This is a genomic window from Kribbella sp. NPDC031520, assembly GCF_055580825.1.
Genome location: NZ_JBVIKS010000001.1, coordinates 907,814 through 931,717 on the forward strand (window position 1 = coordinate 907,814; position 23,904 = coordinate 931,717).

Genomic DNA, 23,904 nt, shown 5'->3' on the forward strand with positions numbered 1-23,904 from the left:
CACGCGACCGGCCCGCACCGGCAAGACCACGCGCGGCCCGTCAACCACTTGTGAACCTGCACGTGCAGCAGGAAACAGGGGGTGGACGGCAAGCAATGTCCTTACCAACTCTCCGTCACATTCGGTCGCACAGCGTGTTTGGACCGTTACATTGGATCGGAGAGGTGTGAGGCGATGGGCCGATCTTTCGAAGGTCATGGCCGCAGCGACCGACCGCCCGGGCGCACTGCCGAGGCGGCGCAACGTACCGCTGCGGTGCAGGAACACGTCCTGGTTCTGGAGAACCTCCTGGCCGACGCCCTGGCGACGGATGTCCACGGCACCGACCTGCAGACCCTGAAACGGGCGCCGCGACGGGCTCCGCCGACGGTGTCGCCGGCCGATCTCGAGGCGCATCCCGGACCTGTCTGGGATGCGTTCGTGCCCCAGCCGCCGGGCACGTTCCGCTGGTGGGGTGCCGAGCGAAGGTTCGCGCGTCGACTCGCCGACGCGGAGGACCGGTTCGCGGAGGCGATCGAACGGCACCGGGCCGTCGAGGAGACCCGCCGCGAGCGGGTGGCCAAGGCGCTGCGGGAGCAGGCGGAGCAACAGCGCCGGCTCGACGAGGCGACCGCGGAACAGCACGCGCGGATCGACGCCTACGAACTGGCGGTGGAGAACCGCGACCGGGCGGCCGTGACGCGCTACTTCACGAAGGCGCTGGACCGGTTCCCGGAGCCGCTGGACTTCCCGCAGCGGCGCAAGGTCGGGTACGTGCCCGAGTCGACATTGCTCGCGCTCGAATGGGACCTGCCCGACGTCAGCGTCGTACCGGCCGAGGAATCGGCCCGGTACGACCGCGCGCTTGACGCCGTACAAGCCGTACCGCGGGACCCGATGGAGCTGCGACGGCTGTACCAGCAGCTGGTCGCTCAGCTCGCGCTGCGGGCGCTGCATTTCGTGTTCGGCAGCGACAGGTACGGCGTGGTCGAAACGGTCGTGTTCAACGGCATGGTGGAGTCGGTGGACCTCACGACCGGCCAGACCGTACGGCCGTGTCTGATCACCCTGCGGGCGACCCGGGAGCAGTACCAGGCACTCGTACTGGATCAGCTCGACCCGGTGGCCTGCGTACGGCACTACTTCGCCGCGGAGGTCTCGCGGCACCCGGAGGAACTGCAGCCCGTGGAGCCCGTTCTCGAGTTCGATCTGACCGATCCACGCATCGTCGAGGCCGTAGACGTGATCAGCGAGATCGACGCCCGCCCGAACCTGCTGGACCTCAGCCCCGAGTCCTTCGAGCACCTGGTACACAACCTGCTCACCAGAATGGGCCTGGAAACAAGGCTGTTCCGCCGAGGCACCGACGGCGGCATCGACTGCGTCGCCTACGATCCCCGTCCGATCACCGGCGGCAAGTTCGTCGTACAGGCCAAGCTCTGGACCCGTACGGTCCCACCGTCGGCCGTCCGCGACCTCTTCGGCACCGTCGTCGACGCCGGAGCCACCAAGGGCATCCTCATCACCACCTCCGGCTTCGGCCCCACCAGCTACCAGTTCGCCAACGGCAAACCCCTCCAACTCATCGACGGCACCGCCCTCCTCTCCCTCTGCCACCACCACAACATCCCGGCCCGCATCATCCCGAGAGCGAGCTGACTATGTTCTGAAAAATGGGCATATGCCTGTTATAGTGGGCATTGGAGGTGTTCGTGGTGGAGTTCCCGGAGCCGGTGTCGAGCGTCGTTCCAGGGTTGCACGGTCGCGTCCTCGGCGTGCTCGCGCGCACCGAACGCCCGCTGACCGGACGAGCCGTCGCGGGGCTGCTGCGTTCGCCCGCGAGTCCGAGCGGCGTGCAGAGGGTGCTGGACGACCTTGTCACCAACGGCGTAGTGGTTGCGGAGCCTGCCGGCCGAGCCCGGCTGTACACCCTCAACAGGCAGCACGTGGCGTACGAGGCGATCGACCAGCTCGCGCGACTTCGGGAGCTGTTGCTCGATCGCATCAAGGCCGAGGCCAAGTCCTGGGCAGTTCCGGCGAAGGCGATCTGGCTGTTCGGGTCTTCGGCACGCGGTCAGGGCGGGCCGGACAGCGATCTCGACCTGCTGATCGTCCGGCCTGACGACGTCGACGATTCCGACCCGCGCTGGCTGGAACAGCTCGAAACCCTGTCTGCACACGCGAGCCTGTGGTCGGGCAACTCGTGCGAGGTCGTCGAATACAGCGATCAAGAGGTCCGCGACCTCATCAGCCACGGCGAACGCCTGGTAGCCGAACTACGGCGCGACGCCGTTCCCATCGCAGGCAGCACACCCCGACAACTCCTCAACCGAAAGGCCGGCTAGTGCCCGCACTCGACGACGCCCGGGCGCACCTGGCGAAGGCCCGGGAGTTTCTCGAGGCCGCCGAATTGACCAATGACCTCCAGCTCTACAACGCCGCGGCGTCAAACGCCGTCACCTCGGGTAGGCGTGACGACTCCTTGAGTGTTGTTGTCGTCCAAGTGACTTGCTGGTGCTGCCAGACTGGCCGTTATGGATACAGGGGTGAGTGTTGTCGGGTCGGGGCAGGTCAGTGGTACGCCGGACGTGCTGCGGGTGACGTTCACGGTGGAGCACGGTGGGCCGGACGTCGCGGCTGCTGTAGCGACGGTGGGCGAGCGTACGGACGCAGTGATCGCAGCACTGCGGGCAAACGGCGTTGAGAGGTCGCAGCTGGCGACCAGTGCGGTGAACGTCTACCAGGACTACCGGGAGCCGGGCGCACCGACGGCGTATCGGGCTGCGCACACGATCCAGCTGGAGTCGAAGGACCTGACCGGGTTCGGTGTGTTGCTGAATGCGGCTGTCGGTGCCGCGGGCAACAGCCTCGGGTTGCACGGGGTGCAGTTCGACATCGAGGACAAGGCCGAGTTGCTGGCCCAGGCGCGCGAGCTGGCGTTCCAGCAGGCGCGGACCAAGGCCGCGCACCTGGCCGCACTCGCCGGGTACTCCCTCGGCGGGGTGACAGCGGTTTCCGAAACCCAGAGCGCGGACGGGATCCCGGGGGTCCGGATGCTGGCGTCGAAGCCCTACGAGTCGAACCTGAACCTCACACCAGGTGAGCACACGGTCGAGGTTTCCCTCCAGGTGAACTTCGCCTGGGCGTAATGCGTGTCTCAAATCTTGCACAGGGGTTGCGCGGTGGGTACAGGCAGAGAGACTTCTCTCATGTACGCACCGGCTCCGCTACGGCGGCAACTGAACCGGTCCGGGCTGTTACTGCTCGGACCGGCGTTCGTTGCGGCGGTCGCGTACGTCGATCCGGGCAACTTCGCGACCAACATCGCGGCCGGTGCCACGTACGGTTACCTGCTGTGCTGGGTGGTCGTCGGCGCGAATCTGATGGCCGTCCTGGTGCAGTACCTGGCGGCCAAGGCGAGCATCGCGACCGGGCGGACCCTGCCGCAGCTGTGCCGTGACCACTTCAAACGGTCGACCTCGACCGGACTGTGGGCACAGGCCGAGGTGGTGGCGATCGCGACCGACCTGGCCGAGGTGGTCGGCGGGGCGATCGCGCTCAACCTGCTGTTCCACGTGCCGCTGCTGTTCGGCGGCGCGATCACCGGCGCGGTCTCGTTCGGGCTGCTGATCTACCAGTCGAAGCGCGGCCAGCGGCCGTTCGAGGCGGCGATCATCGGCCTGCTCGCGGTCGTCCTGATCGGCTTCGTCGTCTCCACCGCGAAGTCCGATCCGTCGCCGGCCGGCGTGCTCGGCGGTCTCGTACCGCACCTGGACGGCGCGCAGTCGCTCGTCCTCGCGGCCGGCATGCTCGGCGCGACCGTGATGCCGCACGCGATCTGGCTGCACGGCGCCCTGGTCACCGACCGGCACTGGAAGACGATCCGCTCCGACGGTGGGAAATCCCGCGTACTGCGGGCCACCCGGCTGGACGTCGCCGTGGCGATGGCGCTGGCCGGCGCGGTCAACCTGGCCATGGTCGTGCTGGCCGCGGCTGCCCTGAAGGGCACAGGTGCCGACTCGCTCGACGCGGCGCATCTCGCGATCGGCGACCGGCTCGGCCAGCTCCCGGCGCTGCTGTTCGCGCTCGCCCTGCTGGCCAGCGGGTTCGCCTCCTCCTCGGTCGGGACGTACGCCGGATCCGTCATCCTGGACGGTTTCTGGCAGAAGAAGGTCCCGCTCGCCGTACGCCGGCTCGTCACGCTGGTGCCCGCGCTGCTGGTGCTTGCGATCGGCATCGACCCGAGCCGGGCGCTGGTGGTCTCGCAGGTGGTGCTGAGCTTCGGCATCCCGTGCGCGCTGTGGCCGCTGGTGAGATTGACCGCATCCCGGCGCGTCATGGGCGACTTCGTCAACCGCCGTGCGACTACTCTCACGGCATGCCTGGTAGCGACCGCCGTCACGGCCCTCAACGTCGTACTGATCGTGCTGACCGTTCGGGGATGACGTGACCCGGGTGTTCGCCGTGAGCGACATCCACGGCCACCTGGAGAAGCTGATCCCGGCGCTGCAGACGGCGGGCCTCACCGATGCCGACGGCAACTGGACGGGTACGGACGCCCGCTTGTGGTTCCTCGGCGACTTCTTCGACCGCGGCCCGGACGGTATCGGCGTACTGCGCTATGTCCGCAAGCTGATCGGGCAGGCACCGGACGGGGCGATCCGGATGCTGCTCGGCAACCACGAGATCCTCGCGCTCGGGATGTACAAGTTCGGCGACACGTTCGTCCCGCACGAGGGCATCACGCTGCGCAGCTTCGAGCGGTCGTGGGCGCTGAACGGCGGCCAGGACCGCGACCAGGAGCTGCTCACCGACGACGACGTGGCCTGGCTGCTGGACCAGCCGCTGCTCGCCCTGGACGCGGACCAGCTGCTGATGCACTCCGACACCGCGGAGTACGTCGAGTGGGGCGACACGCTCGACCAGATCAACACCGCGGCACGGGCCGAGCTGCACTCCGACGACATCGAGGTGTGGTGGGAGATCTGGCGCCGGATGACGTCGCGGTACGCGTTCCGTGGCGACAGCGGCCCGGAGGTCGCCCGGATCATGCTCCAGCATCTCGGCGGCCGGCGGATCGTGCACGGCCACAGCATCATCGCCGACCTGCTGCACATCGATCCCCAGTTCCTGACCAGCCCCCACCTGTACGCCGACGGCCTGGTCCTGGGCATCGACGGCGGCACCTTCGACGGCGGCCCGTGCCTGGTCGCCGACGTCTCGGCCGACTAAATACCTGGGCGGTTATTTGTCGGCGGTGAGGGTGCCGCCGATCGCCCAGCTCTCCGGTGGGGTTTCCTGGATCCACACCTGTACAGACTCGGCCGGTACGCCGAGGCTGTCGACGAACGCGTCGGTGACCTTCTGGACCAGTTCGCGCTTCAGCTCCGGAGTCCGCGGGCCTTGCAGGACGGTGACGATGGGCATCGGGATTTCCTTTCGTTCGTTGGGGTTCTGACCCCATTCCAGCCGTTGCGGTCGCGGCGAACGAGACGCAGTTCCGATCTGCTCCCATCACTCGAACTGATCGGACGCCTTCCGGCAAGCCGCCAGGAGTACGACGAGATCGCCGCCGATCGTCGTACCTGCGCGGACCGCGAGGCTGGTCGTCAGCGCCAGCCGCGGGCGTGGCCGACGGAAGACCACGCGACCCTCGCGAAGCAGGCGGGCGTGCGATTCGTAGATGACCGTCCAGCTCGGGTCGCCGGCGCCGATCGCGGCGTGGGTGTCGTGGAGGCTGCCGGAGCGGGGGCCGAGGACCGGCTCGAAGCCCTCGGCGGTGCAGGCGGACATGACCAGATCGACGAGTGGCGGATTGGTGCGGCGTTGGGTGATTCTCAGTGGGAGCTGCTCGAGGTCCTTGAGAGGGACGTCGCCGTCCGGGGCGATCGTTCTGGGGAGGGCGATCAGGAGGGCGTCCTCCCAGACCGGGAGGAATTCCAGGCCGGCTGCTTCGTCGGTACCACGGACGAAGGCGGCGTCGAGTTGTTTGGCCCGTACGCGGTCGAGCCTGGCGCGGGTCGACGTACTGACCAGCTCCACCTGCAGGCCTTCGGAGGAGAGTTCCGCCACCACCGTCTCCAGCCGTTCACCCATTCCGGTGCTGGTGCCGAGACGGAGTGTTCGGTTCGGCCCGGTTGCTGCGGCGCGGGCGGTTTCCACGGAGGCCAGCACGGCGCGGGCGGCGGGGAGGAAGCGTTGGCCGGGTTCGGTCAGGCGGATGGCGCGGGCCGAGCGGTCGAAGAGCTGGACGCCGAGCTCGCGTTCGAGGCGGGCGATCTGCTGACTGACACCGGGCTGGCCGATACCGAGCTGCTCGGCGGCGCGGCCGAAGTTCAGTACCTCCGCGACCGTGACGAAGTACCGGATCTGGCGTAACTCCATGCCTCGATCATCGCGCGGGAATGGTGCGCGGCCGCGTGGGGTTGTGCCTGGTTATGGCGGAGAAGACTGTGAAGATTCCTGGGCCGGACCACCCGATCACCGTGATGAAGAACCCGGACCGTGTCGTCGTGAAGGTCGGTGACCGGGTCATCGCGGACACCCGGGACGCGCTGTCGCTGCAGGAGGCGAACTACCCCGCGGTGCAGTACATCCCGCGCGAGGACGTCGACTTCACGCAGCTCGAGCGCACCGATCACCAGACGTACTGCCCGTACAAGGGCGACGCCTCCTACTACACCGTGCTCCCGGACGCGGAGAACGCCGTCTGGACGTACGAGCAGCCGTACGACGCGGTCGCGGACATCCGCGATCACGTCGCCTTCTACCCGGACAAGGTGTCGATCGAGATCATCGCCTGAGGAACTCGGTGACGACCGGGGCGAGCACCTCGGCCGGTACGGCGTGGGCCTGGTCGGGGAGCTCCGTGAAGGTCGCGTTGGGCAGGATCTTCACGATGCGGTGTGCGGTGTCGATCAAGAACGGCGCGGTGGCGGTCCCGGCCAGGACGAGCGTGTCCGGCGTGACGGTCCGGAGCAGTGCTGTTGGTGTCGCGCCCTGGTCAAGGCCGTGTTCCATCACCACGAAGTCGTAGGGCAAGGTGGGGGCGCGGTCCGCCAGGCCAGGCGTCGCGGCGACCTGTAGCGCGTCCTGCTTCGGCATGCCCGTCATCAGCAGGAACAGCTCGACCGCCTCCTGGTTCTTGCCCTCACGGATCCGCTCCAGCACCTGCTCGCCGTCGTCCGACGGGTCCACGTCGTCAGGTCCGTACGGCGGCTCGTGCAGCACCACCTTGGTGAACGGGAGCGTGTTGGAGGCGATGACAGCGAGCCCTGCGCCGGACGAGTGCCCGTAGATGGCCGCCGTACCTCCTATTGCGTTCAGCAGCGCGGCGATGTCCTCCACCTCCCGCTGGACGCTGTACGGCGGCGTGTCGCCGGAGTCGCCGCGGCCGCGGCGGTCGTACGTGATCACGTCGTACTGGTCCGCCAACGCGTCGGCCAGCGGGCGGAACGAGTTGCGGTCGCACAGTGCTCCCCCGACCAGGATCACCGTCGGGCCGCTGCCGAGGCGGTCGTAGGCGATCGTCGTACCGTCCGCGGACGTCACTGTCTCCATCTGGGACTCCTTGTCGGTTGCTGCTGTCGGACGGGATGTCGGAACCAAATGCGGTACTTCGACATAACCGGTGGCAGACGACCCGTCAGGGTGGTTCACTGCTTGGCGATGATTACCAGAGTCGACGACTACCTCCACAGCGTGCCGCTTTCCGGTTCGGTAGCTGAAGAGGTCGGTCCGTTCACGTTGTTCCGCAGTACGACGATCTGGCCGTACTACGCGCGCCCCGTGCCCGGAGCGGGGGTCACGATCGAGCCAAGCGACGTAGAGCTCGTGCGGAAACGCTGCGCCGAGCTGGAGATCCCACTGAGCTTCGAGTGGGTCGTGGAGACCTGCCCGTCGCTAGGTCCGGCTGCTGAGGCGGCTGGTCTCTCCGTGGTCCAGCATCCGCTGCTGGTGCTTGAGCGCGCTGACTTCCGTCCTGCCGTGGCTGACGCTCGCTGCGAGATCCTGCCGGCCGACGAAGCCGTGATCCGGCAGTCGCGCGCGGTGGTCAACCTGGCGTTCGGTGAGTCCGGTACTGCTGTTGGCAACGCAGGACCGGCTGAGAGAGACACTGCGGCCGCTGAGCTGGCTGACGACCTGGTGGCGACGCTGCTGGACCGCATGCGCCGTGGTGTGTCCGTGAACGCCGGTGCGTTCACAGAGGACGGCGTGGTCGCGGGTGGTACGCACCAGCCGGTTGACTCGGTCACAGAGATCGTCGGCGTCGGCACACTGCCCGCGATGCGGCGGCGCGGTCTTGGCGCCGCGGTCACCTCTGCACTCGTGGAGCACGCCCTGGACAACGGTGTGGACCTCGTACTGCTCTCAGCCGAGTCCGACGCCGTAGCCGCCGTCTACGAACGCGTCGGCTTCCACCGAATCGGAAGCGCCGGAGCAGCCGAGTAGCCGAGCCGGGCTGCACGCTGGGCGAGACCGTGGGGCGGATCCTGAGCGACCTCGGGCGGGATCCCGTACCGTTGGAGGGATGAGCACGACCGAGCCGATCCGCCCCCGTACCCTCGCCGAGGCGTTACGGGGATGGGGCGACGCCGCGCTCGGCGAACTGCTCCGCCGGCGGCCCGATCTCGCGCTGCCGATCCCTGCCGACACGGGGCAGTTGGCGGCACGAGCGACGAGCAACGCGTCGGCGGCACGCGCGATCAACCGGCTGGACGAGTTCGGCGTGGACCTGCTGGAGGCGCTGTCCGCGCTGCCCGAGCCGGTCGACCTCGAAGCGCTGGCGGAAGGCGTCGGCCAGCCGCAGGAGGTGGTCCGGCCGCGGATCGCCGAGCTGCTGGAGCTCGCTCTGGTGTGGGGGACCGAGGACGACCTGCGGCTGATCCGCGCGGTACACGAGCTGCTCGGTCCGACTCCGGCCGGGCTCGGTCCGAGTACCACGCGGCACTTCGGCGATCTGGACAAGCTGATCGAAGAGGCGGGTCCGGACGCACGTGCTGTACTCGACAAGCTGACCTGGGGTCCGCCGACAGGGTCCGTGGAGAAGGCGGACCGGCCGGTGACGATCGCTTCCGCGCGTACTCCGGTGGAACGCCTGCTGGCGCGCGGACTCGTCGTACCGAAGGACGCGAACACCGTCGTACTGCCACGGCAGATCGGGCTGCATCTGCGGGCTGGACGAGTGCTGCCGTCGACGCGGCCGGCCCCGCCGCCGCTCGACGGGAAGAAGGTGTCTGCCGCGATCGCCGAGCGGGCCGCGGCCGGCGCGGCGCTGGACATGGTGCGGCTTGTGGACCGTGCTCTGGAACAGCTGGGGACCGAGCCGCCGCCTGTGCTGCGCACCGGTGGTGTTGGTGTTCGTGAGCTGCGCAGCCTCGCCGGGAAGATCGGTGCGGACGAGCAGATTGCTGCCGCTGTGCTGGAGATCGCGTACGCGGCCGGACTGGTTGCTGCGGTCGAGGTTGGTACCACTGAGCTGTGGCTGCCTACCAGTGCCTACGACGACTGGCTGGAACATGATCTTGCGCACCGGTGGGCTCAGCTGGTCATGGCGTGGTTCTCAGGGCTCCGGGCGATCGGGCTGATCGGACGGCGGGACAGCACCGGCAGTACGGCGGCCGCGCGCGAGCGGCTGATCAACGCGTTGTCGCCGGACCTGGAGCGGTTGCTGGCGCCGGAGATCCGGCTGCTGGCGCTGCGGGCGCTGGCGGAGGCCGGTACGGGTACGGCGCCTGCTCCGGAGACCGTGGTGACGTGGGTTGCGTGGCATCGTCCGCGACGCGGCGGGCAGTTCCGGGACGACCTGGTCGAGTGGAGCGTGTCTGAGGCGGCTCTGCTCGGGCTGACCGGCCTTGGTGCGTTGGCGAAGCACGCGCAGCCGTTGCTGGGTCCTGAGCCGACGGCTGATGAGTTGGCCGAGGCGATCAGCCCGCTGATGCCGGAGCCGGTGTCAGAGGTGCTGCTGCAGGCTGACCTCACCGCGGTTGCTCCTGGTCCGCTGGTGCGCTCTGTACAGGACGAGCTGTCAGCGATGGCCGACGTGGAGTCGGACGGTGGTGCCGGCGTCTACAGGTTCAGCGAGAGCTCAGTACGACGTGCGTTCGACCTGGGACGTACCGCGGAGCAGTTGCACACGTGGTTGGCGGAACACTCGCGTACTCCAGTCCCGCAGCCGCTGGCGTACCTCATCGACGACGTGGCCCGCAGGCACGGCGTACTGCGGCTCGGTACGGCGTCGACGTACCTGCGGTGTGACGACGAGGACGTACTGACCCAGCTCCTCAGCTCGAACCTGCCCGGCGTGCGCTTCCGCCGCTTGGCGCCGACGGTCGTCGTGTCGCCGTCGCCGCCGGACATGGTGCTCAGCCGGCTACGCGACGCGGGGTTGGCGCCGCTGGCGGAGACGTTCGACGGTGCGCTGCACGTGACGGGTACGCCGCGTCGCGGTGAGGCGCCACGCCGCCGTACCAGCCGGGACTTCAACGAGAGCGCGTTCGACCTCACCGACGACCAGGTGAAGGCCGTCATCGAAAAGGTCCGCGCCGGCGATCGCATAGCCGCCGAACGCCCTGGCGAGGAAGGGCTGGTCGAACCAGCCGCCCCCGCCGCGACCATCGCCGTACTCACCAACGCAGCCGAGGCCCACACCCGCACGTGGATCGCGTACGTGGACCACAACGGCCACTCCTCCGAACGTATCGTAGAACCGGCCCGAGTAGCCGACGGCTGGCTCACCGCCTACGACGACACCACCGAAACCCCGCGCACCTACGCCCTGCACCGCATCTCAGCCGCCCGACCGGTGCAGGACTAGAGCCCTAGGTTGCGGAGCTTCTTGGTCTGGGCGTCGAGTACGGCCCTCGTGGATTCGGTGGAGGGGAAGTAGCCGTGGGCGTAGGGGGCCACGGCTCTACCTGCTTCCCAGTACGGGAGGCGGCGGTTGCCCAGGATTACGTAGCGGACCGCGGGCTCGTCGCCTGCGGCCAAGCGTGCGGCGTCCTGGGCGCAGACAGGGATCTTGCGGGTGCCGTAGGCGGGCTGATTCCACAGGACGTCCTTGACTGACGGGCCGTGCTGCGGGTTGAAGAAGCACGGCACCCGGCGCTCCGGGACCTGCTCACCGGCCAGGCGTGCTCGTACGCAGGCGATGGCGTAGCGGCCTGTTGCGAGCGTGTCCGCGACTGTGGTGATCGCATCCGGCGCCTTGATACCCGGTACGGCACGTTGGGCGGACTCGTACGCATCCAACGCCCGTTGGTAGTCCTGGCGGGTCTCAGCGGGCAACGCAGCTCCGTCTGCCTGCTCCCCGAGCCGGGTGAGTTCCTCGCCGAGCAGCGTGATGTCCTCGTCCAGGAGCGTCTTCATCTGGCGAAGCTCCTCCAACTGCCCGCGGCGGGCCGCCCGGCGGTCCCACACGTACCGCCCGAGCACAGCGATCCCGCCGCCGCCCAGCGCGGCCAGCAACCATTCCATGCGGTCACGGTAGGGGTTTGCCGAAGCAACGGACAGTATTTGGCAGGAACAGGCACAATGGAGGGTCGGGTGTCGTGGATAGGAGCTGTAGTGACGGACGGTCCTCTGATCGTGCAGTCGGACAAGACCTTGTTGTTGGAGACGGCGCATGCGGACGCCAACGAGTGCCGGAAGGCGATAGCGCCGTTCGCTGAGCTGGAGCGAGCGCCGGAGCACGTGCACACGTACCGGCTGACCCCGCTCGGCCTGTGGAACGCCCGGGCCGCGGGGCATGACGCAGAGCAGGTCATCGACGTACTGCTGCGCTACAGCCGCTACCCGGTTCCGCACTCGTTGCTGGTCGACATCGCGGAGACCCTGGACCGGTACGGACGTCTGCGGCTCGAGAAGCACCCGCAGCACGGGCTGGTTCTCGTGACGACCGACCGGCCGGTGCTGGAGGAGGTGCTGCGCAGCAACAAGGTCAAGCCGATGCTGGGCGCACGGATCGACGACGACACCGTTCTGGTGCACCCCTCCGAGCGCGGACACCTCAAGCAGACCCTGCTGAAGCTGGGCTGGCCCGCTGAGGACCTGGCCGGGTACGTCGACGGTGAGGCGCACCAGATCGAGCTGGTGACGGACGGCTGGGAGCTACGGCCGTACCAGGAGCAGGCGACCGACTCGTTCTGGCACGGCGGCTCCGGTGTCGTCGTACTCCCCTGTGGCGCCGGCAAGACGATCGTCGGCGCAGCCGCGATGGCGCAGGCGTCAGCGACCACGCTGATCCTGGTCACGAACACGGTGTCCGCGCGGCAGTGGAAGGACGAGCTCCTCCGACGTACGACGCTCACCGAGGACGAGATCGGCGAGTACTCCGGTTCGCGCAAGGAGATCCGGCCGGTGACGATCGCGACGTACCAGGTGATGACGACGCGGCGGAAGGGTGTGTACACGCACCTGGAGCTGTTCGACGCCCGCGACTGGGGCCTGATCGTGTACGACGAGGTGCACCTGCTGCCGGCGCCGATCTTCCGGATGACCGCCGACCTGCAGACCCGCCGGCGGCTCGGCCTGACCGCGACGCTGGTCCGCGAGGACGGCCGCGAGGGCGACGTGTTCTCGCTGATCGGACCGAAGCGGTACGACGCGCCGTGGAAGGACATCGAGGCGCAGGGCTGGATCGCGCCGGCCGACTGCGTCGAGGTCCGGGTCGACCTGGAGCAGACCGAGCGGTTCGTCTACGCGACAGCCGAACCCGAGGACCGCTACCGGCTGGCCGCGTCCACACCGGCGAAGTCCAAGCTGGTACGGCGGATCGCCGAGCACCACGCCGGCGAACCACTGCTCGTCATCGGCCAGTACATCGACCAGCTGGACGAACTGGGCGAACGCCTCGAATGCCCGGTGATCAAGGGCGAAACCACCGTCCGCGAACGCCAGCGGTTGTTCGACGCCTTCCGGCACGGCGAGATCAACCGTCTGGTGGTCAGCAAGGTCGCCAACTTCTCCATCGACCTGCCCGAGGCGTCGGTCGCCATCCAGGTCTCCGGCACCTTCGGCTCCCGCCAGGAAGAGGCCCAGCGCCTCGGCCGGGTCCTCCGCCCCAAGAGTGACGGCCGGACCGCCCGCTTCTACTCGATCGTCGCCCGCGACACCATCGACGCCGAATTCGCCGCCCACCGCCAACGCTTCCTGGCCGAACAGGGCTACGCCTACACCATCGTGGACGCCGAAAACCTGTTCGCCTAATCTGCAGCTCGACAGGACATATATCCCCACTGGTCGCACGGCCACGCTCAGCGGCGGGGCGGATCGGGCGAAGTGGATGTATACGTCCTGTCGGGCTGCAGGGCTTCAGCCGACGAGCCGCTGGGCCAGGGCGGCTCGGACGGTGGCAACCACCCAGGCCGGATCGCCGATGATCGCGCCCCGCATTGCCGTCACCTCGGACAGCAGTTCTTCCGGAAGCAGCCGGCGGGTGGCGAGGGCCGCATCGGCAACAGCCAGAGCTTCAGCGAACGGAAGCATCCGCGAACAGTCGAGAACCGTCCGGGGAACGGACGTGATCCGGTCGCGGCGCTCCGCGGTACTGACCTCGGCCCAATGCAGAACAGCAGGTGGGCCTGGGCGTGGACGCCGTTTCGGCGGGACGATCACATGAGGTTTCTCGGGGCGCACGAACAGAGGTAGGCCACGAGCCGCCGCAGCGCTCACGTGCGACAGGACACCGTCATAGGCGAGTGCCGCCGTCGTATCAGCCGGCAGACCGGGCAGAGCGTAGATTCCTAGGGCAATCCGCTGGATCTCACCACGAGCGAGCGCCTTCGCGACTGCGTGTCGCGACGTGAGGCCTGTCAGCTCGGATGCAGTAGACCAACCACCCCGGAGAGCCAGGACCTGCTCGACTCTTTGCACCAAGGGATGGTGCCTCATCGAGCCATATGGTGCTTTTGTTCATCCACAGGCTGCAGCTCGACAGGAGGTATGGCCCTCCGCTAACCGGCTTCCCGCGTGGCCGAGGCCGCAGACATGTGACGGTGTACGTATACGTCCTGTCGAGCTGCAGACAGCTAGTCGCCGAGGCGGGTGTGGATGCCGTTGAAGTGGGACTTCATCGAGGTGGCGTAGGTGGTGGGATTGCCTGACTCGAGGGCGTTCAGGAGGTCTCGGTGCCACGCGGCGGCGTCCGAAGGGGTATAGCGGGCGCCGGGGAGGCGGGCGTCGACCTGGGCGAAGGTTCTCCAGAAGACCGACAGTAGGTCGATCACCAGGGCGTTGCCCAACGGCTCGTAGAGCGCCTGGTGGAAAGCCCAGTCTTCTTCGGGGAAGTACTGGCCTTCGGCGGCCTTCGCCTCCATCCGTCCAACGATGGGTTCCAGTGCGTCGTACCCGTGCTGCTTGAAGTACTGGACCACGTCGTCGGCGAGGCCCACCTCGATGGCCTGGCGGACCTCGAGGACGTTCTGGACGTCGCGGAGGTCACCGGCCATCGACTGGGACATGCGAAAGGCGAGACCGTCTTCGAGGGACTGGAGGTTCACGTCGCCCACGTACGTCCCGTAGCCGTGGCGGATCTCGATGATGCCGACCGCCTGCAGCGCCTTCATCGCCTCGCGGAGCGGGTGCCTGCCGACGCCCAGCTGAGCCATCAGCTCCTGCTCGTTCGGCAGCGGGTCGCCCGCCTTCAGTCCGCGTTCCAGGATGTACGACTTCATCGCGTCGCGGATGAAGGACTGGTTCCCCGCCGCACCGCGTGCCCGGCTGAGCCCACCCGTTGTCACTGCCGGCCTCCCCCTTTTGTCGGATCGCTCAGTGTAATCCGGCGCGGTCCAGCAGCGGACGGACCGCGGCGATCTCCGCGTCGTTCAGGGCGATGCTGGGGTACGCCGTGAGCGGGCAGGCGATCACGCCCAACAGGTACAGGCCGGCCTTGAACGCGCCCAGTGCGGCCGAGCTGGCCCCCATCCGGGACCGGTCCGCCACGTTGATGATGTCGAACAGGCGGAACAACCTGTCCTGCTCCGCCCGCGCAGCCGCCGAGTCACCACCCACAGCCGACTTGAACAGCCGCGCGTAGCCGGCCGGGTCCACGTTGCCCAGTCCGGGTACGACGCCGTCCACGCCGAAGGCCAGCGAGGAGTCGACCGTCACCTCGGAGCCGGTCATGATCGCGAAGTTCGATAGTTGATTCTCGCGGCGGGAGATGACCAGTTCCCGGAGCGACGGTTCCTGCCCGGACGAGTCTTTTACGCCGGCAATCACACCCTGTTCGCCCAGGGAGGTGACGAGAGAGGCGGGGAGCTTGGTGCCCACCCGAGCAGGGATGTCGTAGGCGTACAGGGGTGTGCCGTCCGCGTGAGCTGCCAACTGCTTGAAGTGGCGCTCGATCTCGGCGGGGTGCGTGGCTGCGTAGAAAGGAGCTGTGGCGACGAGTGCGTCCACACCGGCCTTCAACGCAGCTGAGATGTGCGAGGCGACCCGGTTGGTAGACGTGTCGATCACCCCGGCCAGGACCGGTACCTGGCCGGCCACGGTGGCGACCGTCGTCTCCAGGACGGCCTGGCGTTGGTCGTCGGTCAGGAAGGTGCCCTCGCCGGAGGTGCCGAGTACGAAGACCCCGTCCACACCCCCGGTCAGCTGGTACTCGATCAGCCGGGCCAGCGATGCGGTGTCGACGTCGTACGACGAGGTCAGCGGTGTGACCAGCGGCGGTACGACGCCGGTCAGGTGGGCGGACTCGGTCAAAACAGCTCCTCTATAGGGCGAATGTGGCGAAGCGCAGGGTCGCGAAGGACGAGGTCTCACCGGCCTCGTAGAAGATCCCGACCGAGCCGTCGGCGAGAAGTACGAGATCGGAGTACCCGGCCATGCCCTCGTGGACGACCAGAGCCGGCTTCCATGACGCACCGTCGTCGGAACTCACGAGAACGGTCATTTCCCGGCGGGACGTGGGGTTCACCGGCGTGGACAGCAGCAGCCGCCCGTCGGGCAGGCAGAGCACGCTGCCCTGGGTCCCCGGTGCGGTGATCTCGGGAATCCCGGCGTACGGGGCATCGAGCGTGCGGCCGCCGTCCGACGACCAGGCGTGCACGCGAGCCTGCCCGGTGCCCTGGTGGTTGCGGGCGTTGAAGTACAACCGTCCGTCGGGCAACTCGGCCACGGTGGTCTCGTTGGCGTTGATCTCATCACCATCGTTGCGATCCACGAAGCCGACGGACCAGGAGCCACCACCGTCGTCGCTGTAGATGCAGTGGCCACCGTTGAGACCCTCCGCCGGTACGTACGAATGATTGGCGGGTACGACGAGACGCCCGGAGCGCAGCGTGACGCCGTGACACGGACCCGTCGCGTACCAGCCCCAGTCCGCCGGCTTCACCTGCGAAGTGATCTCCACAGGAGCACTCCACGAAGCCCCGTCGTCGGACGAACGCTGCACGAACACCCGCCGCCCGTCGACCGGATCGGTGCCTCGGGCAAGCGACAGCTCGCCTGCGTCCGCGCCGTTCTGCACCGTCAGGAGCACCATGTCGCCAGACGTTGGATCGACCAACGGCACCGGATTTCCACAGGTCTTGCCCGGCGCCGCAGACACCACCTGCAACGGCAGCCAGGTCCGCCCGCCGTCGAGCGAACGCCGCAGGACGACCTCGATCTCGCCGGTATCACCGGCTCCGTGCCGCCGGCCCTCGCAGAACGCGAGCACCGAAGAGCCGTGCGCCAGCACCGACGGAATGCGGAACGTGTGATAGCCGCTCCCCGCCGGATCGAAGATTTCCAGAGCGCCGACCCTTGATGACATAGGACGTACTATGTCATGGTGTGGGCCTCCGATGGAAGTGAGGCCTCATGCCGGTCAGCAGAAGAACATTCCTCGGCGGCGGTCTGGCTGCCGCCGCTGTCGCGGTCACGGGTACGCCGCTGCTGGCGGGGTGCGCGTCCGGCAAGAAGAACACCGCCGCGGCGAACGCGGCCGTCAAGCTGCCGACGTACACGAAGTACGGCGAGATCAAACCCGACCTGCCCGGCACCGACGTGGTGCTGGACGGCTTCCTGAAGTACCCGGCGAACCCGGTCAAGGCGATCACCGAAGTCCCCGGCGACGGCAAGCCGATCACGTTCATGACCAACATCCCCGGCGCGATCCCGCCCGCCGCCGACCAGAACCAGTTCTGGCAGGAAGTGAACAAACGCCTCGGCTCCGAGCTGCAGATCAGCATGGCGTCGAACGACGAGTACAAGGACAAGTTCGCCACCAGGATCGCGGGCGGTGACCTGCCCGACATCCTGAACATCCCGCCCGACACACCGCAGATCCCGGGCCTGGTGAAGTCCAAGTGCATGGACCTGACCGAGCACCTGTCCGGCGACGCCGTGAACAAGTACCCGTTCCTCGCGAACCTCCCGACCGAGTTCTGGAAGGGCTGCGTCTTCAACGGCGCGATCTACGGCGTACCGGTCCCGCGCGGCATGTCCCGTACGTCGCTCGCGCTCTACCGCGAGGATCTGCTCGCCGCGAAGGGCATCAAGAACCCGGCGCCGAAGAACTTCCAGGAGTTCTTCGACCTGGCGAAGGAGATGACCGCCGCCAAGCAGAACAGGTGGGCCTGGACGCGGGTGCCGATGTCGACGATCCGGATGATGCTGGGGATCCCGAACGTGTGGAAGGAGGAGGGCGGCAAGTTCACCTCGATGTACGAGCACGAGGCGCAGCAGCAGGCCCTCGAGGCCGGCCGCAAGATGGTCGCCGCCGGTGTGGTGAACCCGGACGCCTTCAACGACAAGGCCAGCGCCCGGAAGCAGTGGTTCAACGGTGGCATCGCCGCCTTCGACTACGACAGCTTCGTGGCCTGGAACCAGTACTACTCCGACAACACCGCCGGTGACGCGTTCGCGGTGAACATGCTCGACGTACCGGGCTTCGACGGCGGCGAGGGCGCCCCGTGGATGGGGGCGGCGCTCAACAACGTCACGTCCTTCAACAAGGACAGCAAACACACGCCGGAGACGCTGCTGAAGATCGCGAACTGGATGGCAGCGCCGTTCGGCACCGAGGAGTACATGTTCCGCAAGTACGGTGTCGCCGGCCGGCACTACACGTTGCAGGGCACGGATCCCGTGCCGACCAAGACCGGCACCGTGGAGACCGGCATCGGCCTGCAGTACATCAGCGACTCGACGCTCGCGTTGTACTGGGCCGGCAAGCCGGACGTTCCGCAGAAGCAGCACGCGATCCAGGACAAGATCGCGAAGCGCCTGGTGTACGACGCGTCGTACGGCCTCTACTCCGACACTGCGTCGAAGAAGCAGACGCAGCTGAAGAAGACGATGGACGACCTGGAGAACCAGATCGTGCAGGGCAAGAAGCCGGTGTCCGACTGGGCCGCGGCGGTACAGACCTGGAAGTCGTCCGGCGGTGACAAGATGCGCGCCGAACTCGAGCAGGCGCACTCCGACACGGCAGGAAAGTAATGCTGCAAAGGTCTTCCAAGCGTCCGAAGCAGCGGTTGAGCCTCGGCCGGCGGCTGCTGCGGGACCGGGTGCTGCTGTTGTTCGCGTTGCCGGGGACCGCGTTGATCATCGCGTTCCACTACGTGCCGTTGCTGGGGAACATCATCGCGTTCAAGGACTACCAGCCGTTCCTCGGGATCGGCGGCAGCGACTGGTCGGGGTGGGAGAACTTCAGTGTGATCTTCAACGGGGACCCGGCGTTCCTGCGGGCGTTGAAGAACACGCTCATCCTCACCAGCCTGCAGTCGGTCTTCGTGTTCCCGGCGCCGATCCTGCTCGCGCTGCTGCTGAACTCGTTGTTCTCCGAGCGGATCAAGCGGATCGCACAGAGCATCCTGTACCTGCCGCACTTCATGTCGTGGGTGATCGTGGTCGCGCTGTTCCAGCAGATGCTCGGCGGCAGCGGGCTGCTGAACAACTACCTGCGTTCGCACGACCTGTCGACGATCAACATCATCGGGAACTCCGAGCTGTTCCACGTACTGCTGACGTCGCAGATCATCTGGAAGGACACCGGCTGGGCGACGATCCTGTTCCTGGCCGCGTTGTCCCAGATCGACTCGCAGCTGTACGAGGCGGCGAGCGTCGACGGCGCTACCCGGATGCGTCAGCTCTGGCACGTCACGTTGCCGGGGCTGCGCGGGATCATCATCCTGCTGTTCATCCTGCGGCTGGGCGATTCGCTGACGGTCGGGTTCGAGCAGATCATCCTGCAGCAGCAGGCGGTCGGGCGGGACGTCAGCGAAGTACTGGACACGTACGTCTACAACAACGGCGTACTCGGTGGCGCCTGGGGTGTCGCGGCGGCCGTCGGCCTGGTGAAGGGCATCGTCGGTGTGATCCTCGTACTCACCGCGAACAAGGTCGCGCACATCTTCGGCGAGCAGGGGGTGTACCAGCGATGAGTCGCAAGATCGTTCAGGGCGTACCGATGCCCGGCTGGCCGATGCGGATCTTCAAGGGACTGGTACTCCTGGTCTTCTGCGCGGTCGTGATCGTCCCGTTCGTCGGGGTGATCTCGACCAGCGTCGCGCCGAACAAGCAGATCAACGAGTCCGGCGGGCTGGTGCTGCTGCCGAAGTCGGTCAACTTCCGGGCATACGAGTCGTTGTTCGCCGGCGGTGTGGTGACCAGGGCCTTGTTCGTCAGCATCTTCGTCACGGTCGTCGGCACACTGCTCAGCCTGACCGTGTCGTGCCTGCTGGCGTACGCGCTGTCGCGGCCCGGGTTCTCGGCGGGCCGGCCGATCCTGCTGGTGGTGCTGTTCAGCATGCTGTTCTCCCCCGGCATCATCCCGCTGTACCTCACGGTCAAGGGCGTCGGGCTGCTGGACAGCATCTGGGCGCTGATCGTGCCGACGATGATCAGCGCGTTCAACGTGGTCGTACTGCGGGCGTTCTTCATGAACCTGCCGAACGAGATCACCGAGAGCGCCCGGATCGACGGAGCGGGTGAGCTGATGACGTTCTCGTACATCGTGCTGCCCCTGTCCAAGGCCGTACTGTCGGTGATCGGCCTGTTCTACGCGGTGGCGTACTGGAACGCGTTCTTCTCCGCGTTGCTGTATCTCAACGACTCGAAGCTGTGGCCGTTGCAGCTGGTACTGCGGACGTACGTCATCAACGACACGCAGCTGGGCAGCGCGGAACTCGGTACCGAATTGCTGCCACCGCAGGCGTCGATCCAGATGGCGATCCTGGTGGTGTCGATCGTGCCGATCCTGATCGTCTACCCGTTCCTGCAGCGGCACTTCGCGAAGGGTGTACTGACCGGCGCGGTGAAGGGATGAAATTCGGTTCCGTCACGGAAGGTGATCAAGTAACGTGGCTGGGCTCCCCCTACTCGCCGGAGGTTTCAGCATGCCCTCAGACACGTCCGACACCCTCCAGGCCGAGAAGGACTACCTGAAGGCCTCCCGGGCGGCGCTGGCGCTGATGCGGGAGAAGACCGGTGCGCTGGAGATCCACAGCGCGGACCGGGTCAACCAGGAGTTCCTGCAGGCCGCCATCTTCCAGCGGATGAAGGAGCTGGAGGACGACCCGGACGTACCGCTGTTCTTCGGCCGGCTGGACTACCTCGAGCCGACCGAGGAGACGTTCCACATCGGTCGCCGGCACGTCAACGACGCGCTGGGTGAGCCGCTGGTGGTCGACTGGCGAGCAGACATCTCCGTACCGTTCTACCGGGCCAGCAAGACCGAGCCGATGGGCGTGGGGGTACGCCGCCGGTTCGGCTTCACGCACGGCGAGATGACGGCCTTCGAGGACGAGGACCTGACCGCGGGCGGTGCGGTCGAACAGCACAGCGACATCCTCGACGCGGAGATCGAACGCCCGCGCTCGGGCCCGATGCGCGACATCGTCGCCACCATCCAGCCGGAGCAGGACGTGATCGTCCGGGCCGGCGTCGACGAAACCATCTGCGTCCAGGGCGCCCCCGGTACCGGTAAGACCGCGGTCGGGCTGCACCGGGCGGCGTACCTGCTCTACGCGTACCGCGACCAGCTCAGCCGGGCCGGTGTCCTCGTGGTCGGTCCGAACGCCAGCTTCCTGCGGTACATCGGGGACGTCCTCCCGGCGCTCGGTGAGATCGAGGCGAAGCAGACGACGGTCGAGGAGCTCGTCGGGCGGGTCAAGATCGCCGGGCCGGGTTCCGCGCCGGTCGACGTACTCAAGGGCGACGCCCGGATGGCCGAGGTTCTGCACCGGGCTGTGTGGGCGCACGTACGGCAGCCCGGCCACGCGCTCGTCGTACCGCGCGGGGCACACCGCTGGCGAGTACCGACGTACCAGGCCGAAGAGCTCGTCAACGAGCTGCGGACGCGTGGCATCCGGTACGGCGCCGGCCGCGCGATGCTGCCGCAACGGCTGGCCCACGCGGTGCTGCTCCGGATGGAGGCGGCCGGCGACTCCCCCGACGACCGCGTCCAGGACTCGGTGGCCAGGAGCCGTCCGGTCAAGCAGTACGCCGAGGCGCTCTGGCCGGCTGTGGACCCGGCCAAGCTGCTGTTCCGCCTCTTCACCGAGCCCGAACTGCTGGCGGCGCACGCCGAGGGCATCCTCACTGAAGAAGAGCAGGCGCTGCTGCTCTGGGAGAAGGTGCCGCGGTCCGCGGGCGCGGCCAAGTGGTCCGTTGCTGATGCCACGCTGATCGACGAGATCGCCGACTTGGTCGACCGTACGCCGTCCCTCGGACACGTGGTGCTGGACGAGGCACAGGACCTGTCAGCGATGCAGCTACGGGCTGTCGGGCGGCGCTGCTCGACCGGTTCGATGACCGTGCTCGGTGACATCGCGCAGGGCACCACACCGTGGTCCACACCGTCCTGGGACGAGGCCCTGAAGCACCTGGGCAAGGCCAGCGCCCACACCGAAGAGCTGACCGCGGGCTTCCGTGTCCCGGGTCAGGTGATCGAGTACGCGGCCCGTCTGCTCCCGTCGATCGCTCCACACCTCAAACCGCCCACAGCGGTACGGCGGGCACGTGGTGAGCTGACCATCACCCGCGTACCGGACAGCCTGGCTGCTGCGGTGACCGCCGTACGGGAGGTGTCAGAGCGGCTCGGGTCGATCGGGCTGATCGTGCCGGATGCACTGGTACCCGCGACTCGTAAGGCCTTGCAGGGCATCGCGTTCTCGGTGCTGGGCGATGAGGACGACGTGGAGGCGCACCTCGACGTCGTACCGGCTTCTTTGGCGAAGGGTCTCGAGTTCGACCACGTGGTGCTCGTGGAGCCCGCCGGGATCGTGGCCGGTGAGGCCGACGAGCGGACCGGGCTCCGGCGCCTGTACGTCTGTCTGACTCGTGCTGTGACCTCACTGGTGGTGCTGCACAGTGAGGACGTTCCTGCGGTCCTCAGTCAGCCGCAGCTGTGAGGTAGATGTCCTCGTCCCCCTCGAGTTCCTCCACCCGCTGGAGCGAGGGGTCGCGCCACAGCACGTAGACGAGGCCGAGCACGACCAGGGAGAGCGCGGACGCCAGCACGGGGAGGTAGCCGACGCCGAGCGTCTGGATGACCAGCCCGCCGACTACCGCGGACAGGCCGGCGCCCAGGTAGATCGCAGAGGCGTTGAGCGAGATCAACAGGCCACCGCCGAGCTCGAGCAGGAGGTTCTGGATCGGCGGATTGAAGGCCCACGTCAGCATGCCCCACACGACCAGAGCTGCTCCGGCGCCGACCTCAGTCGTCAGCGTCAGGTCGAGCGTGGCCAGGACCGCGGTGATGCCGAGCATCAGCACTACCAGCGTGCGCAGGCTGCCGAACCGGTCGGTGATACGACCGCCCAGGAAGTTGCCGATGACAGCGCCCACCCCGTACAGCAATAGGAGCAGGCCGGTGACGTTGCCGGTCAGGCCAGCGGTGTGCTTGAGCAGCGGGACGATGTAGATGTACACGCTGAACGCAGCCAGTACGGCCAGCACTGTCATCGCCAGCACGATCTGCACGCGCCGGTCGGTCACCCCGGCGAAGCGCTCACGCAGGCTGACCACGGGTGGTGCGTCGACCTTCGGCAGTGCCGCCCGCTCGACGATCGCGACCAGTACAGCTACAGCAGTGATGAGTGCGAAGACACCCTTGTAGCCGAGTGTCGGTCCTAGCAGCGTGCCTGCGGGCACGCCGAGAACCAGGGCGAACGTGAGTCCGCCGAAGACAATGGCTACTGCCCTGCCTCGTTCTTCAGGCAGGAGGCTGGTGGCGAACAGTGTGGCGGCCGGGGTGTACACGGCGGCGCCGAACGCGGCCACGACGCGGCCGACGATCAGGATCGGGTAGTTGACGGCCAACGCGGCGATGAGGTTGCCGAGCGCGGCCAGGACCAGTGCGGCGATCAGGAGGGTACGACGCTCCCACCGGCCGGTCAGCGTGGACAGGATCGGCGCACCGATCGCGTACGACAGGGAGAACGCGGTGGCGAGCTGGCCCGCGGCGGTCAGCGAGACGTGCAGCTCGGAGCTGACGTCGGGCAGCACCCCGGACACGACGTACGCGCTGGTGCCGACCGCGAACGCGCCGGCGCCGAGCAGGTAGATCCGTGCGGACATCGAAGAGCCTTCCGGAGAGGATCAGTAGTTCGACGGTTATCGTACTACGAAGTTCATCGAACTTCGACAAGCGTCGTACTATGGATCCATGGCCACCAAGGTTCTCCCGCAGCCGGAGCGGGACGAGATCCGCGTCGACGCGGTTCTGCAGGCGTTGGGCGAGCCGGTCCGACTGATCATCGTCCGTGCGCTCGCCGACAACCCGGCCGGCGTCTGCTGCGGCGAGCTGGAGCTCCCGGTCACCGCCTCCACCCGGGCCCATCACCTCAAGACTCTCCGCGAGGCCGGGGTGATCTCCACCCATACCGACGGCACCCGCCGGGTCAGCCTGCTCCGCCGCGACGACCTCGAGGACCTGTACCCGGGCCTGCTCACCGGGGTGCTGTCAGCCAAGCAGTAGCGAACCGCAAGGTGGCG

The 23,904-nt window shown here is 67.6% G+C and carries 23 protein-coding genes; 14 read left to right on the forward strand and 9 right to left on the reverse strand.

Annotation, left to right across the window (positions count from 1 at the left end; genetic code table 11):
- The first annotated feature begins 174 nt into the window (after positions 1-174).
- From ACZ5BU_RS04485 to ACZ5BU_RS04505, 5 genes are all read left to right on the forward strand, one after another.
- On the forward strand, positions 175-1,638 hold the full coding sequence (locus ACZ5BU_RS04485; RefSeq protein WP_465695489.1) for a restriction endonuclease: 1,464 nt from the start codon (positions 175-177) through the stop codon (positions 1,636-1,638).
- A 56-nt stretch (positions 1,639-1,694) separates the two neighbouring features.
- Positions 1,695-2,324 (forward strand): nucleotidyltransferase domain-containing protein, encoded by a 630-nt coding sequence (locus tag ACZ5BU_RS04490; protein WP_465695490.1) that lies wholly within the window; start codon positions 1,695-1,697, stop codon positions 2,322-2,324.
- Positions 2,325-2,525: 201 nt separating this feature from the next.
- A complete protein-coding gene (locus ACZ5BU_RS04495) occupies positions 2,526-3,128 on the forward strand; it encodes an SIMPL domain-containing protein (protein WP_465695492.1) in 603 nt (200 codons plus the stop codon).
- 60 nt (positions 3,129-3,188) lie between these two features.
- The gene (locus tag ACZ5BU_RS04500; RefSeq protein ID WP_465695494.1) at positions 3,189-4,424 is read left to right on the forward strand and encodes an Nramp family divalent metal transporter; all 1,236 of its coding nucleotides are present in this window, start codon (positions 3,189-3,191) and stop codon (positions 4,422-4,424) included.
- A gap of 19 nt (positions 4,425-4,443) precedes the next feature.
- Positions 4,444-5,211: a metallophosphoesterase gene (locus tag ACZ5BU_RS04505; RefSeq protein ID WP_465695496.1), complete on the forward strand. Its 768-nt coding sequence runs from the start codon at positions 4,444-4,446 to the stop codon at positions 5,209-5,211.
- A 12-nt stretch (positions 5,212-5,223) separates the two neighbouring features.
- Here ACZ5BU_RS04505 and dmpI read toward each other — a convergent pair whose 3' ends face one another.
- Both dmpI and ACZ5BU_RS04515 read right to left on the reverse strand, forming a co-directional pair.
- Positions 5,224-5,406 carry a 4-oxalocrotonate tautomerase DmpI gene (gene dmpI / locus ACZ5BU_RS04510; protein WP_465695498.1) on the reverse strand — a complete coding sequence of 61 codons (183 nt, stop codon included), beginning with the start codon at positions 5,404-5,406 and terminating at the stop codon, positions 5,224-5,226.
- Positions 5,407-5,493: 87 nt separating this feature from the next.
- Positions 5,494-6,363 carry a LysR family transcriptional regulator gene (locus ACZ5BU_RS04515; protein WP_465695499.1) on the reverse strand — a complete coding sequence of 290 codons (870 nt, stop codon included), beginning with the start codon at positions 6,361-6,363 and terminating at the stop codon, positions 5,494-5,496.
- Between the two features lie 68 nt (positions 6,364-6,431).
- On the opposite strand from ACZ5BU_RS04515, the gene ACZ5BU_RS04520 reads away from it, so the two are divergent.
- Positions 6,432-6,782: a DUF427 domain-containing protein gene (locus ACZ5BU_RS04520; protein WP_465695501.1), complete on the forward strand. Its 351-nt coding sequence runs from the start codon at positions 6,432-6,434 to the stop codon at positions 6,780-6,782.
- Here the strand turns inward: ACZ5BU_RS04520 and ACZ5BU_RS04525 are convergent.
- On the reverse strand, positions 6,772-7,539 hold the full coding sequence (locus tag ACZ5BU_RS04525) for an alpha/beta fold hydrolase (protein WP_465695502.1): 768 nt from the start codon (positions 7,537-7,539) through the stop codon (positions 6,772-6,774). The two genes, ACZ5BU_RS04520 and ACZ5BU_RS04525, sit on opposite strands and share 11 nt — an antisense overlap.
- 108 nt (positions 7,540-7,647) lie before the next feature.
- On the opposite strand from ACZ5BU_RS04525, the gene ACZ5BU_RS04530 reads away from it, so the two are divergent.
- Both ACZ5BU_RS04530 and ACZ5BU_RS04535 read left to right on the forward strand, forming a co-directional pair.
- The gene (locus ACZ5BU_RS04530) at positions 7,648-8,430 is read left to right on the forward strand and encodes a GNAT family N-acetyltransferase (protein WP_465695504.1); all 783 of its coding nucleotides are present in this window, start codon (positions 7,648-7,650) and stop codon (positions 8,428-8,430) included.
- Positions 8,431-8,509: 79 nt separating this feature from the next.
- Positions 8,510-10,795, forward strand: a complete 2,286-nt coding sequence (locus ACZ5BU_RS04535) for a helicase-associated domain-containing protein (protein ID WP_465695506.1) — start codon at positions 8,510-8,512, stop codon at positions 10,793-10,795.
- Here ACZ5BU_RS04535 and ACZ5BU_RS04540 read toward each other — a convergent pair.
- Positions 10,792-11,454 carry a hypothetical protein gene (locus ACZ5BU_RS04540; RefSeq protein WP_465695507.1) on the reverse strand — a complete coding sequence of 221 codons (663 nt, stop codon included), beginning with the start codon at positions 11,452-11,454 and terminating at the stop codon, positions 10,792-10,794. The two genes, ACZ5BU_RS04535 and ACZ5BU_RS04540, sit on opposite strands and share 4 nt — an antisense overlap.
- A 90-nt stretch (positions 11,455-11,544) precedes the next feature.
- Here ACZ5BU_RS04540 and ACZ5BU_RS04545 point away from each other — a divergent pair, with 90 nt between their 5' ends.
- Complete coding sequence (locus tag ACZ5BU_RS04545; protein WP_465695509.1) at positions 11,545-13,185, forward strand: DNA repair helicase XPB; 1,641 nt, start codon at positions 11,545-11,547, stop codon at positions 13,183-13,185.
- Between the two features lie 105 nt (positions 13,186-13,290).
- Here ACZ5BU_RS04545 and ACZ5BU_RS04550 read toward each other — a convergent pair whose 3' ends face one another.
- The 4 genes from ACZ5BU_RS04550 to ACZ5BU_RS04565 form a co-directional block, all read right to left on the reverse strand.
- Positions 13,291-13,464: a hypothetical protein gene (locus tag ACZ5BU_RS04550; RefSeq protein ID WP_465695510.1), complete on the reverse strand. Its 174-nt coding sequence runs from the start codon at positions 13,462-13,464 to the stop codon at positions 13,291-13,293.
- A 542-nt stretch (positions 13,465-14,006) separates the two neighbouring features.
- Positions 14,007-14,717 (reverse strand): FadR/GntR family transcriptional regulator, encoded by a 711-nt coding sequence (locus tag ACZ5BU_RS04555; protein WP_465695511.1) that lies wholly within the window; start codon positions 14,715-14,717, stop codon positions 14,007-14,009.
- 28 nt (positions 14,718-14,745) lie between these two features.
- Positions 14,746-15,681 (reverse strand): dihydrodipicolinate synthase family protein, encoded by a 936-nt coding sequence (locus ACZ5BU_RS04560; protein ID WP_465695513.1) that lies wholly within the window; start codon positions 15,679-15,681, stop codon positions 14,746-14,748.
- A gap of 10 nt (positions 15,682-15,691) precedes the next feature.
- Complete coding sequence (locus tag ACZ5BU_RS04565) at positions 15,692-16,735, reverse strand: sialidase family protein (protein WP_465695514.1); 1,044 nt, start codon at positions 16,733-16,735, stop codon at positions 15,692-15,694.
- Positions 16,736-16,782: 47 nt separating this feature from the next.
- On the opposite strand from ACZ5BU_RS04565, the gene ACZ5BU_RS04570 reads away from it, so the two are divergent.
- From ACZ5BU_RS04570 to ACZ5BU_RS04585, 4 genes are all read left to right on the forward strand, one after another.
- Positions 16,783-18,405: a type 2 periplasmic-binding domain-containing protein gene (locus tag ACZ5BU_RS04570; RefSeq protein ID WP_465695515.1), complete on the forward strand. Its 1,623-nt coding sequence runs from the start codon at positions 16,783-16,785 to the stop codon at positions 18,403-18,405.
- On the forward strand, positions 18,405-19,349 hold the full coding sequence (locus ACZ5BU_RS04575; protein ID WP_465695517.1) for an ABC transporter permease: 945 nt from the start codon (positions 18,405-18,407) through the stop codon (positions 19,347-19,349). The genes ACZ5BU_RS04570 and ACZ5BU_RS04575 overlap by 1 nt, the downstream gene beginning before the upstream one ends.
- Positions 19,346-20,233, forward strand: a complete 888-nt coding sequence (locus ACZ5BU_RS04580) for a carbohydrate ABC transporter permease (RefSeq protein WP_465695518.1) — start codon at positions 19,346-19,348, stop codon at positions 20,231-20,233. The genes ACZ5BU_RS04575 and ACZ5BU_RS04580 overlap by 4 nt, the downstream gene beginning before the upstream one ends.
- A 70-nt stretch (positions 20,234-20,303) precedes the next feature.
- Entirely contained in the window at positions 20,304-22,319 is a 2,016-nt protein-coding gene (locus tag ACZ5BU_RS04585; protein WP_465695519.1) for a HelD family protein, read from the forward strand.
- Here ACZ5BU_RS04585 and ACZ5BU_RS04590 read toward each other — a convergent pair.
- Complete coding sequence (locus ACZ5BU_RS04590; RefSeq protein WP_465695521.1) at positions 22,300-23,487, reverse strand: MFS transporter; 1,188 nt, start codon at positions 23,485-23,487, stop codon at positions 22,300-22,302. The genes ACZ5BU_RS04585 and ACZ5BU_RS04590 overlap by 20 nt on opposite strands.
- Before the next feature lie 88 nt (positions 23,488-23,575).
- Between ACZ5BU_RS04590 and ACZ5BU_RS04595 the strand changes: the two genes are divergently transcribed.
- On the forward strand, positions 23,576-23,887 hold the full coding sequence (locus tag ACZ5BU_RS04595) for an ArsR/SmtB family transcription factor (RefSeq protein ID WP_465695522.1): 312 nt from the start codon (positions 23,576-23,578) through the stop codon (positions 23,885-23,887).
- Positions 23,888-23,904: the final 17 nt, after the last annotated feature.